1 protein-coding gene is annotated in these 2,393 nt (G+C 61.8%); it reads right to left on the reverse strand.

Annotated elements, in window-relative coordinates; all coding sequences use genetic code 11:
- The coding region (locus ACR0NA_RS21605) for a GcvT family protein (RefSeq protein WP_480732620.1) at positions 1-2,393 on the reverse strand (2,393 nt) is incomplete at both ends.

The following is a 2,393-nucleotide window of genomic DNA, read 5'->3' on the forward strand; positions in this document are numbered from 1 at the left end:
CTTAACGTCGCGCAATCTTTGGCCTTTTGGGTCGAACGGCGGTTTTTCGAGGATTTTGGCCTTGTGAGGTTTGCCGAGAATAAAGATCTCGACCTCATCGCCCGGCTGCGCCACTTGCGGGTCCGCATAGCCGATAGCCAGTGATTTGCCGACCGAATAGCCATAGGCGCCGGATGTCACGCGGCCCACGGGTTTGCCATCGGGCGTGAAAATCGGCTCGCCGCCGGTCGCGTCGGCGTCGTGCGCCACCTCGACCTCGAAGATCGACAGCACCTCTCGCGGGGCGTTGTCCCTGATGGCCAGCCAGGCGTCCTTGTGCAGGAAATCCTTGTCCGGTTTGATGAGACCAGCCAGCCCAACCTCCTGTGGCCAATATTCCTGAGAATACTCCCTGCCCCACGAGCCATAGCCTTTCTCGATGCGCAGCGACCCGAGGGCGCGGCCACCCACGGGGCCGCCATCAAACTGCTTTGCGGCCTCCAGAAGTGCGGAATAGAGCCTGATCTGGTCACTTTCCGCGCAGTGCAACTCCCACCCCAGATCGCCGGTAAAGCTGACGCGGATGGCCAGGCAGGGGACGCCGGCAACCTCGATGGTCGCGGACCGCATGAAGCGGAATGCCTCGTTGGACAGATCCGCATTGGTCAGCCGCTGAAGCGTGTCGCGCGATTTGGGACCGGCGACGTTGAACCCTGCGATGCGGTCGGTGGCCACCTCGAATGTGGTGCCTTCGGGCAGGTCGACCATGTTGAAGAACCGCTGGTGATAGCGTTCGGCCATGCCCGAGCCGATCATCATGTATTCATCTTCTGCGACCTTGGTAATCGTGAAATCACCGGCCACACCGCCCCGGACCGAGATCAGAGGCGTCAGGCACGAACGCCCCACCTCGGTCGGTACCCTGTTGGCGACCAGCCGGTCCAGCCAATCATGCGCGCCCGGACCCTTGATGACGTAATTGGCGAAGTTCGAGATGTCGATAACGCCCACATTCCTGCGCAGCATCTCGGCCTCGCGGCCGACCGGCGCCCACCAGCTCTGGCGGGTAAAGCCGTTGGTCTCGACGGTGCCCGGTTGATCGGCGAACCACAGCGGGTGCTCCCAGCCGCAGTTCAGGCCAAAGACACAGCCCATTTCCTTTTGCATCTCGTAAGCCGGACGGACACGGGCCGGACGGCCGGCGCTGCGTTCTTCGTTCGGGAAGTGGATGGCGAAACGATGGGTATAGACATCCTCGACCCGCGCCTTGGTGAATTTCTTGTCTGCCCAATCTCCGAAACGGGCCAGATCCCAGGCGAACATGTCATATTGCGGCTCACCGTCGATCATCCATTGCGCCGCAAGCAGGCCCAGACCGCCGGACTGGCTGAAGCCCGGAATGATACCGCCGCACAGGAAATAGTTCTTCAGCTCCGGCACCGGCCCCCAGAGCGCGTTGGAATCCGGCGACCAGATCATCGGGCCATTGATCACCCGCTTGACCCCCGCCGTGGCCGCCACCGGCACCCGTTCGGTTGCACGGATGACATTGTCCATGATCCGGTCCAGATCGTCGGGGAACAGATCATGCGCGAAATCCAGCGGCGTCCCCTCTTCGGCCCAGAACCGCATATCCTTTTCATAGGCCCCGATCAGCAGGCCGTTGCCTTCCTGACGGAAGTAATACTCCCCATCCCGGTCCGCGATGGAGGGTAGACGGCGGCCCAGATTGGCAACCTCATCAATCGTCTCGGTCACGAAATACTGATGCTCGGTCGGCTGCAGCGGCAGTGTCAGCCCGGCCATCGCCGCAACCTCGCGCCCCCAGAGACCGGCGGCATTCACCACCCATTGCGTGTGGATATCCCCCTTTTCGGTGCGCACGATCCACGAGCCATCGGCTTGCTGTTCCGTCCCTAACACGGGGCAAAACCGCTCAATCGTCGCCCCCATCGCCCGCGCGCCCGCCGCGTAGGCATGCGTGACACCCGAAGGATCGACATTGCCGCCGTCGGGCTCGTACATGATACAGCGCACGTCATCGAACTGCGCCAGCGGATGCAGCTCTTTGGCCTGTTCCCGGCTGACTTCATAAAAGTTCAGGCCATAGAACCTGGCCTTGGACTCCTGCAGGCGCAACTGGTGCTCGCGATCCTGTGTCTGGGCCAGATAGAGCGATCCGGGCTGAAACACGCCACACCCCTGCCCGGTTTCCTTCTCCAGCTCCTTGTACAGGTTCATCGTGTAATGCTGGATACGGGTGACATTGTTGTTGTCGTGCAGCCCGTGAATCCCCGCCGCCGCGTGCCAGGTCGAGCCACTCGTCAGCTCGTCCCGCTCCAGCAGAACAACGTCGGTCCAACCAAGCTTGGCAAGATGGTAGAGAATCGAACAACCGACAAGACCACCTCCGA

It is taken from the genome of Ruegeria sp. C11 (assembly GCF_056537725.1).